The organism is Actinomyces sp. ICM47, from assembly GCF_905369875.1.
In the GTDB taxonomy this organism is placed as follows: Bacteria; Actinomycetota; Actinomycetes; order Actinomycetales; family Actinomycetaceae; genus Pauljensenia.
In genome coordinates, this window is record NZ_CAJPJE010000020.1 from 26,020 (window position 1) to 35,457 (window position 9,438).

General features: G+C 66.3%; 7 protein-coding genes. 6 read left to right on the forward strand and 1 reads right to left on the reverse strand.

Annotation, left to right across the window (positions count from 1 at the left end):
• The first annotated feature begins 4 nt into the window (after positions 1-4).
• Genes QZ149_RS05630 through pknB form a run of 6 tightly spaced genes read left to right on the forward strand, consistent with a single transcriptional unit; the run spans position 5 to position 9,053 of the window.
• Complete coding sequence (locus tag QZ149_RS05630; protein ID WP_009647439.1) at positions 5-505, forward strand: FHA domain-containing protein; 501 nt, start codon at positions 5-7, stop codon at positions 503-505.
• A gap of 1 nt (position 506) precedes the next feature.
• A complete protein-coding gene (locus QZ149_RS05635) occupies positions 507-1,793 on the forward strand; it encodes a PP2C family serine/threonine-protein phosphatase (protein ID WP_291450326.1) in 1,287 nt (428 codons plus the stop codon).
• A complete protein-coding gene (locus QZ149_RS05640; RefSeq protein WP_291450328.1) occupies positions 1,793-3,172 on the forward strand; it encodes an FtsW/RodA/SpoVE family cell cycle protein in 1,380 nt (459 codons plus the stop codon). Before QZ149_RS05635 ends, QZ149_RS05640 begins: the two co-directional genes overlap by 1 nt.
• Positions 3,173-3,175: 3 nt before the next feature.
• Complete coding sequence (locus QZ149_RS05645; protein ID WP_291450329.1) at positions 3,176-4,627, forward strand: penicillin-binding protein 2; 1,452 nt, start codon at positions 3,176-3,178, stop codon at positions 4,625-4,627.
• An 11-nt stretch (positions 4,628-4,638) separates the two neighbouring features.
• Positions 4,639-7,062, forward strand: coding sequence for a serine/threonine protein kinase (locus tag QZ149_RS05650; protein ID WP_291450330.1), 2,424 nt, complete (start codon positions 4,639-4,641; stop codon positions 7,060-7,062).
• Positions 7,035-9,053, forward strand: a complete 2,019-nt coding sequence (pknB, locus tag QZ149_RS05655) for a Stk1 family PASTA domain-containing Ser/Thr kinase (RefSeq protein ID WP_291450331.1) — start codon at positions 7,035-7,037, stop codon at positions 9,051-9,053. Before QZ149_RS05650 ends, pknB begins: the two co-directional genes overlap by 28 nt.
• 143 nt (positions 9,054-9,196) lie before the next feature.
• Here the strand turns inward: pknB and QZ149_RS05660 are convergent.
• Positions 9,197-9,438: hypothetical protein (locus tag QZ149_RS05660; protein WP_291450332.1), on the reverse strand; the 242-nt coding region annotated here is incomplete at its 5' end.

Sequence of the window (9,438 nt, forward strand, 5' to 3'; positions counted from 1 at the left end):
TGAAGTGACCACTGACCTCGCATTTACCGTATTCCGCATCGGGTTCCTGGTGCTGCTCTGGCTCCTCGTGCTCGCGGCCGTCAACACGCTGCGACGCGATATCTTCGGCACCGTCGTCACCCCGCGCGGCAAGGGACGAGACAAGGCCGCTTCCCGACGCAAGGCCTCGCGCACCCGGCGCAAGGAGACAAAGCGGACCTCCACCAACCCGCTGATGCCCAAGGACCTCCTGGTCACCGGCGGGCCGCTGGTTGGCACCATGCTGCCCCTCGGCGAAGCGCCCATCGTCATCGGCCGCTCCCCCGCGTGCACCCTCGTTCTCGAAGACGAGTACGCCTCCAGCCGCCACGCAGCGCTCACTCCGCAGGCCGACGGCTGGTGGATCGAAGACCTCTCGAGCCGAAACGGCACGTTTATCGACGACGAGCGCCTGATGCAGCCACGTCAACTCAGGATCGGCGACATCATCCGCATCGGCCAGACGACTCTCGAATTGGTGGGTTGATATGCCAGGCAATGCCGTTCAATTCCACTATGCCGCCCGCTCCGACGTGGGCCTCGTGCGCTCCAACAACCAGGACTCCGGCTACGCCGGAGCGAACCTGTTGGTCCTCGCCGATGGCATGGGTGGGCCTGCCGGCGGCGACATCGCGTCATCAGTTGCCCTCGCGCACCTGGTCCCCCTCGACACCGACTCGCACCCCGCAGACTCTATGCTGCCCCTCCTGCGCGAGGCCCTCCTCGACGCCCACGAGGAACTCACCGACCGCTCGAGCCGCGACCGTGACCTCGAAGGCCTAGGTACCACCTGCATCGCCCTCATGCGCTCCGGCAACCGCCTGGCCATGGTCCACATCGGCGACTCGCGCGCCTACGTGCTGCGCGGTGACACGCTCACTCAGGTCACGACAGACCACTCCTTCGTGCAATACCTGGTCGACACCGGCCAGATCACGCCCGAGGAAGCCGAGCACCACCCCAACCGCAACGTCGTCCTGAAAATCCTCGGCGACGCGCAGGCCGACGTGTCCCCCGATGAAACCATCCGCACGGCCGTCGTCGGCGACCGCTGGATGCTGTGCTCCGACGGCCTGTCCGGCCTCGTCTCCCCCGAGACGATCGGCCAGGTCATGGCTGATTTCGCCGACCCCGGCGAATGCGCCGAAGAACTCATCCGCCTCGCCCTCCTGGGCGGTGGCCCCGACAACATCACGTGCGTCATCGCGGACATCGTCCCCGCCGGATCCTTCCCGCCCGCACCCCCACAGATCGTCGGTGCCGCTGCCATCGACCGCAACGCCAAGTCGCGCGGCGGCCAGGGAGCGGCCGCGCGCGCGGCCGCTCTAGGAGCCAAGGCCTCGGGCCACGGTGCCGACTTTGACGTCAGTCCCATCGAGCTCAAGCCCCGCACCTCCTGGTGGACCCCCATCTTCGTGTCCCTCGTGACAGTCCTCGTGGTAGCCGCGTCCTGGCTGTCCTGGAAGTGGACGCAAACGCAGTACTACGCGATCGGCCAGGACGGATACGTCGTCATCTACCAGGGCATTCCCCAGGCCATCGGCCCCTGGCGCCTCTCCCACGCCGTCGAAGTCTCCGACGTCGCGCTCTCGGACCTGTCCCCCGTGGACCGCCAACGCCTCGACACTCCGGTGCTGCGCTCCTCCCGCGAGGAAATCGACGAGTACATTGAGGGCCTCAAGCATTCCGCCGTCACGCCTCCGACCGGGCACATCGGACCCGTCCCGCAGTCGGGTGAGGCACAATCCGGGGCCCAGAGCGGAGAAAACTCCTGATGGCAACCGTCTCGATCGCCCCCGCTAAGCCGCGCCGATTCCTCGAGCTAGGCCTCACGGCCCTGGCCCTGGCCGTCGGCATCTTCGGCTACGTACTCTCCTCACTGAACTTGACGAAAACCCTGCCCGCGAACCTGATCCCTCAGATCGGGGTACTCATTGCCCTTGCGATCATCGGCGAAGTCGGCATCCACTTCCTGGCACCCTACGCGGACCCCGTCATCCTGCCGATCGCGGTGGCCCTAACAGGCCTGGGCCTGGCGATGATCTACCGCCTGGATCTGTCCTACGCGAAAAACGACGAGGCCACGGTCGGCTACAAGCAGGCGCTCTTCGTGGGCATCGCAATCGTCGTCGCTGCCATCATCCTGATTTCGCTACGCGACCACCGCATGCTGCGCCGCTACACCTACACCTTCGGCGCGCTGTCCCTCTTCCTGCTACTCCTCCCGATGATCCCCGGCCTCGGCCAGGAGACCTTCGGCGCGCGCGTGTGGATCCGCCTGGGTCCCGTCTCGATCCAACCCGGTGAGCTCGTCAAGATCACGCTCGCCATATTCTTCGCCGGATACCTGGTCACTAACCGTGACAATCTCGCGATCGGCGGCAGCAAATTCCTGGGCATGCGCCTACCACGCGCCCGCGACCTCGGCCCCATCATGATCGTCTGGCTCATCGGCATCGCGATCCTCGTCCTCCAACGCGACCTCGGCACGTCGCTGCTCTTCTTCAGCCTGTTCGTCGCAATGCTGTACGTGGCCACCAACCGCGTATCCTGGCTGTTCATCGGTTTCACGCTCTTCGCTCCCGCCGTCGCCCTCGCCGTCCGCTTCTTCTCCCACGTGCAGACGCGCTTCAACGGCTGGCTGCACGCCTTCGAACCCGAGTTCTACTACGGCGGTTCCTACCAGCTTGCGCAGGGTATTTTCGGCCAGGCATCGGGCGGCCTCATGGGTGCCGGATGGGGACGCGGATATCCGGACCAGGTTCCGCTGGCCAACTCCGACTTCATTCTCTCCTCCCTGGCCGAGGAGCTGGGCCTCACCGGCATGGCTGCGATCCTGATCCTGTACCTGATCCTCGTCCAGCGCGGCCTGCGCGCAGCCCTGACGGTGCGCGACGGATTCGGTAAGCTTCTGGCCACCGGCCTAAGCTTCTCGCTGGCCGTCCAGCTCTTCGTGGTGCTCGGTGGCATCACCCGTCTCATCCCGCTGACGGGCCTGACGGCACCGTTCCTGGCGGCTGGTGGCTCCTCAATGGTGTCCTCATGGATAACCGTCGCACTGCTGATCCGCGTGTCAGACGCTGCCCGCCGCCCGGCGTCCACGCAGTCCCCGTGGAACTCCGGTATTCCGGCGGCACTGGGGGTGAACGAGTAACACATGAACGCACAGATTCGCAAGATCTTCGTCGTCGTCCTGATCATGTTCGCCATGCTGGGCTTGGCGATAACAAACACCCAGTTCATTTCCGCGCCCTCGCTGAACGCAGACCCGCGTAACGTGCGCACGACCCGCCACGCCGCGGAAGTCGACCGCGGACCCATCATCGTGGAAAAAACGGCGATCGCCTCCTCTGAACTCGAAGAGGACTCCAATCGCTACACGCGCGTCTACGACGAGGGTCCCCTCTACGTATCGGCCACAGGCTACTTTTCGGCAATCGGCTACGGGGCAACCGGCATCGAGGAAGCTGAAGCGGACGTTCTCGACGGCCAGTCTCAGACTCTGCTCGGGCAGCGCCTGCGCAACCTCCTGACGGGCGAAAAGCGCCAGGGCGGCGGTGTCGAGCTGACGCTGAGCGCCTCCATGCAGCAGGCAGCAGCCACCGCGCTCGGCGACCGCAAGGGTGCCGTTGCGGCGCTGGACGCCAAGACCGGCGCGATCCTCGCCCTCTACTCCTCCCCGACCTTCGACCCGAACACGCTGGCTTCCAGCGACGGGGGCAAAGTGAGCGACGCCTACGCGGCGCTGGAAGCCGACCCGAAGAAACCGATGCTCAACCGCGCGATCTCGGAACGCTACGCGCCCGGCTCGACGTTCAAGGTCATCACGGCCATCGCCCTGATCGAGAATGGCATTGCCAATCCGGACACTCACATGGCCTCGCCCGTAACAACAACCCTTCCGGGCACGGTTACACAGGTTTCCAACATCGAGTCCTCGACCTGTGGCGACGGCAACCCGACCCTGACCGAGGCATTCGCACGCTCGTGCAACACAACGTTCGTGCTGGCCTCTCAGCAGCTGACGAACCAGCAGCTCACGGACGTCACGAACCGCTTCGGTTTTGATCATGAACAGCAAATCCCGCTGACGGTCATCCCCTCCGTGTTCCCCTCCGACGCGGACAGCGCACAGCTCGCCATGAGCACAATCGGCCAGTACACGGTCCAGGCCACTCCCATGCAGATGGCCCAGGTCGCGCAGACGATCGCCAACGGCGGCCAGATGATGGCGCCCTACCTGATCAAGCAGATCGTCGACGCTGACAACCAGACCATGCGTAAGACCAAACCGACGGACGCCGGTCGACCGATCTCCGCCGACACGGCCTCGAAGCTCACCAGCATGATGCAGGCCGTTGTCTCCCAGCCGTACGGCTCCGGTACCCCGATGGCTATCCCCAACGTGTCGGTGGCAGCCAAGACCGGAACCGCCGAGACCGGCGAGGGCGACCGCGCGAACGCGTGGGCCATGGGCTTCGCCCCCGCAGACAATCCCCAGATCGCCTTTGCCGTCATCGTTGAAGGTGACGACAATGTTCCCACGCCGCACGGCGGAGACGTGGCCGGCCCGGTCGCCCGGGCCGTCCTGGAAGCGGGGCTCCAGTGAGTGTCCCGCGCATGACATCCGGTGCCGGCCGCGTCCTCGGAGGCCGCTACACGCTGCTCACCCCCATCGCACAGGGTGGAATGGGTGAGGTGTGGAAGGCCCGCGACCGCGTCAGCGGCCACATTGTTGCCGCAAAGGTTCTACGTCCCGAGCTGACAGGCGAGGAACTCTCGCTGTCGCGCCTGCGCCTCGAGGCCCGCAACTCGATGTCGATCTCGCACCCGAACATTGCGAACACCCAGGATTCGGGTGAAGAAGACGGCATCGGCTGGATCATCATGGAACTCGTCGACGGCTACCCGCTGACGGACTATCTGCGCGGTGGCACACGCATTGAGCCCGAATACCTCCTGCCGATCCTCGTGCAGGTCGCGATGGCGCTCGGTGCTGCCGCACGCGCGGGCGTCGTGCACCGCGACATCAAGCCGGCGAACATCCTCGTTCGCCCGGACGGCATGGTGAAGCTGACCGACTTCGGCATCTCCCGCGCGAGAGACCAGGTCAACCTGACCGCCGCGGGCATGGTCATGGGTACCGCCCAATACCTGCCGCCCGAACAGGCGATGGGCGAGACAGCCACGCCCATCGGCGACCTCTACGCCCTCGGCGTCATCGCTTACGAGGCCGCCGCTGGCCGCCGCCCCTTTACGGGCGAAACCCAGGTCGACATCGCGTTCTCGCACGTCAACGACCCGGTACCTCCGCTGCCGGACTTCGTCCCGGAACCCCTCGCCGACGTCATCTTGCACCTGCTGGAAAAGGACCCCGCGAAACGCCCCGAATCCGGTGCCGCCGCCGTCCGCGAGATCGCCGGTGCCGCCAAGGCCATGGGCATATCCGTGACGCCTCGCCCGCTGCCGCTGCCCAAGACCGCGCAGCTCACCCCCGAGACACGCACGCCCGTCCAGCCCTCCGTCCCGATCCTCGCACCCGTGCGTCACCTAACTCGCCGCACGCTCCCCGACGAGATGCTCCAGCCCCCGTCGGGCCTCGTACCTAGCGTGCGCGCCGCGACCGGCCGCCACGCCGTCGTTCCCCGCATCATCGACGAGGCGACGACCGTCGCGCCCTCATCCTCGATGATCCCAATCACAGGACGCAACACCATGCTCCCCCGCATCATCGACGAAACCGCACCACCGCCGTCCACCAACCCTCTGTCTCCACCCACGCGGGTGCGTCGCATCATCCCCGATACGACCGGCGAACAGACATTGGTGTCCGGTTCCGTGCGTTCCCTGACGTCTACGGGACGCCACACGGTCATTCCCTCGAGTCCACAGGGGCCGATCTCGGCCTCGATCCCCACGCGCGTCGTCTCCAAGCCCACGGCGGTTCCCGAGTCACCCTCACCCCGCACCGCCAAGACCCCCACCACCAAGACCCCCACCGCGAAGGCCGCGGTGCCAACTGCGACCCCCACCCCGACTCCTGCCACGCCCGTCGACCCGACGCAGGCGGCTACACCGACGAAACCAGTGGTGCGTTCCAAGCCGTCCCAACGTCCGACAACGCCCACGGGCCCCACGGCCACCGAGCGCCCGACAACACCCGCGCGCCCCACGGCCACCGAACGTCCGGCAACACCCGCGCGCCCCACGGCCACCGAGCGCCCGGCAACACCCGCGCGCGCCGAGGCACCGGCTCCCAAAAAGCCGACCGCGGCCTCGTCGACCCCGCGCAAGGACCCAAGCCCCGCGCGCACACAGACACCCGCTACGCTCGTTGCGCCCACGGAAGCCGAACGACGCGCAGCCCTCAACGAGCGCCTGCGCCAGCGGGCACAAGACCGCCAGGCCGAGGACGCCGCCGAAGCACATCGTCGCGCCCAGGTCGCCCGCGAAGAAGAGGCCCGCCAGCGTGAGCTACGTGAAGCCCGCGAAGCGCGCCAACGCCGCGAGGCCCGCCAACGGCGCGAAGCCGAGCAGGCTCAGCGCGAGTCCGCGCGTTCCTCCTCCACGCCCGACCCCCAGCCGTCCCGCGACGTCAAGGACGAGCGCGCAAAGCCCACCAAGGCCTCGTCGAAGACCACGACGACCACCAGCTCCACGCCGCGCGTCTTCGGGACCGTTCCCCAACCCCGCGGCAAGGACAAGAAAAACAAGAATGCGTCCACGCGCCCACGCCGCTCCGTGTACGAGTCCAAGCCCAAGAAAGACTCGCGCGGCCCACACTGGCACAAACTCGACGCCCGGACCACCGAGCACAAGCGCCCGGCAGCGAAGACCGCCTACTCTCGCAGCGTCGTTGCCCCGCCCGTCCCTACATCTAAGAAATTAATCCGCATTGCGGTCATCGTACTCATCGTGATTGCGCTGACCGTACTTGCAGCCTTTACGATCAAATCCATGCTGAGCTCCCTCATCCCAAGCAACGCGGGGGCAACCATCACCGAGGAGGTTAGGACATGGCACAGCCCATGGCCCACCGTCTAGCTGGCCGATATGAGGTCCGCTCGCTCATCGGGCGAGGCGGAATGGCCGAAGTCCACCTGGGCTTCGACACTCGCCTGTCGCGCGTCGTCGCCATCAAGATGCTACGACGCGACCTGGCGTTGGACTCGATCTTCCAGGCGCGGTTCCGCCGCGAGGCTCAGTCGGCAGCGTCGCTGAATCACCCAAACATCGTCGCCGTTTACGACACCGGTGAAGAAATCGTCTCGGACGCGACCAACCGGTCCATCGCGATCCCCTACATCGTCATGGAGTACGTCGAGGGGCACACCGTCAAGGAGCTGATCGCCGACGGCACAGCCGTCCCGATCAACGAAGCCATCGAGATCGTATCGGGCGTCCTGTCCGCCCTGCAGTACTCGCACGACAACCACCTGGTGCATCGCGACATCAAGCCGGGCAATATCATGTTGACGTCGGACGGCAAGGTCAAGGTCATGGACTTCGGCATCGCCCGTGCCCTGACCGACTCACAGGCCACCATGACGCAGACGAATGCCGTCGTCGGCACCGCGCAGTACCTCTCCCCCGAGCAGGCGCGCGGCGAGACCGTGGACGAGCGCTCCGACCTGTACTCGACGGGCGTCGTGCTCTTCGAGCTGCTGACGGGCCGCCCGCCCTTCAAGGGCGACTCGGCCGTCGCCGTCGCCTACCAGCACGTCGAGCAGATCCCGCCCACCCCCTCGTCGATCCTGTCCGACATCCCGGATTCCCTGGACCGAGTAGTCCTCAAGGCGCTCGCGAAGAACCGCGACGACCGCTACTCGAGCGCCACCGCGATGCTCTCGGACCTGCAGCGCGTTGCACGCGGCATGGACGTGGGTGCCCCGCCTGCCGACTCGTGGGCGACCGAGGTGCTGCCCGCAGCCGGTCTCGTCGGTGCGCGCGCCGCAGCACCGACGACCACCTCCAGGGTGAGCACGTCCGCGGCAGGGACCCCCTCGACATCGACGTCAACGTCGCTGCCCGCCGTCTCCTCCGACGACGATAGGACGAGTAATGATGCCGCTGCCCGCAAGCGCCGCACCGCGATCATCGCGACCCTCGTCGCCATCGCGCTGCTCCTCATCGGCGGCAGCGTCTGGGCGCTGAGCCGCAGCGCCGCTGAGCCGGAGACCGTCGCCGTCCCCAACGTCGTTGGACTGTCTCAAGCAGACGCAAAGTCCCAGATCGAAGCCGCCGGCCTGACTTGGGAACTCAACCCCGACAAGGTCGCCTCCGATACCGTCGACAAGGACTCGGTCGCCTCAACCGACCCCGCAGGCGGCACCCAGGCCGAGAAGGGCGCCACCGTGCGCGTCACTATCTCATCCGGCCCCGACTCGGTCACCCTGCCCGACAACCTGGTCGGTATGAGTCCCGACGACGCCCGTAAGGCCGTCGAGGCGCTGGGCCTGAAGTGGGATGTCAACTCCAGTAAGGTCGCTTCCGACACCGTGCCCGAGGGCAAGGTCGCGCAGACCAACCCCTCCCCCGGCTCGAAGGTCAAGACCGGCCAGACGATCACCGCCTACCTGTCCTCCGGCTCCAACCAGGTTGAGGTCCCCGACCTGTCGGGTATGAGCCAGGACCAGGCGCGCAGCGCCCTCAAGGCAGTCGGCCTGGAACTCGGCAACGTGTCGACCGTCGACTCCGACAAGGAGAAGGACCGTATCGTCGCGCAGGATCCCGATAGCGACTCCACGGTCAAGAAGGGCACCAGCATCGCCGTGTCCGTGTCCAGTGGCAAGCCCGCACAGGTGGAGATCCCCTCCGTCGTCGGCATCGGCCGCGAGGACGCTGAGGCGCAGCTCAAGGCCCTGGGCCTGACCGTGACCGTCGAGGAAGTCACCGGTACCCAGCCCGCCGGCCAGGTTACCGCCGTTGAACCCGGCGTAGGTTCGAAGGTGGACAAGAACTCGACTGTGAAGCTCAAGGTCTCGAAGGGTTCCATATTCTCGACGCCCAGCCCGTCGCCCTCCACTAAGAAATAGTCCGACTCACCCAACGATCAGGACCCGCACCGACAGGATTCCTCCTGGGGTACGGGCCTTGTCGTATGCGGTGCTGGCCTTGCGTGCGGGGTGCGGGCCCGTCGTGTGTGGGGTGGGTTCCGCTCCACATGCATGCGCTCCTGTCACGGCTTCCAGGGCGGGTACGAGGCCGTGGCGGGATTCGCGCAGCGTGCGCGGACTGTCTTGAACTTCGGTGCGTCATTCGGGCAGCTTGCGAGGATTGTTCTGAGCTTTAGTGGCTCTTCGCATTTAAGGGTGTAGGAGGTGTTGGAATCCGCCGGAGTGGAGGAGGCAGCGTAGGCGGTAGTTTCGGTGGTTGACGAATCCTTGGGCGATGCCGCGTAGGTGTTCGAGGCGTCCGTTG

Coding starts and splice junctions, on each gene's coding strand:
- QZ149_RS05645 (WP_291450329.1), top strand. CDS start 3,176: ATGAACGCACAGATTCGCAAGATCTTCGTCGTCGTCCTGATCATGTTC.
- QZ149_RS05635 (WP_291450326.1), top strand. CDS start 507: ATGCCAGGCAATGCCGTTCAATTCCACTATGCCGCCCGCTCCGACGTG.
- QZ149_RS05640 (WP_291450328.1), top strand. CDS start 1,793: ATGGCAACCGTCTCGATCGCCCCCGCTAAGCCGCGCCGATTCCTCGAG.
- QZ149_RS05650 (WP_291450330.1), top strand. CDS start 4,639: ATGACATCCGGTGCCGGCCGCGTCCTCGGAGGCCGCTACACGCTGCTC.
- pknB (WP_291450331.1), top strand. CDS start 7,035: ATGGCACAGCCCATGGCCCACCGTCTAGCTGGCCGATATGAGGTCCGC.